Genomic DNA, 252 nt, shown 5'->3' on the forward strand with positions numbered 1-252 from the left:
TCTGCACACCGCCGTCGGCCTCGCCCAGGCCGGCCTCTCCGTCGTCGCCACGGTCCGCGACACCTCCCGCGCCGACGCGCTGCGCGAGGCTGCCGACGCCGCGGGCGTCACCCTCGACATCCGCGCGCTCGACGTCACCGACGCCGACGCGGCGGCCGACCTCGTCGCCGACCTCGGCGTCGTCGACATCCTCGTCAACAATGCCGGGCGCGGAGCCGTCGGCACCCTCGAGCAGCTGTCGGATGCCGATCT

General features: G+C 75.0%; 1 protein-coding gene. It reads left to right on the forward strand.

The genetic code is table 11. From position 1 onward, the window contains the following. On the forward strand, positions 1 to 252 hold a 252-nt coding region (locus ACZ3HG_RS24360), incomplete at both ends, for an SDR family NAD(P)-dependent oxidoreductase (RefSeq protein ID WP_465335046.1).

It is taken from the genome of Erwinia sp. PME.40.26/001 (assembly GCF_055556675.1).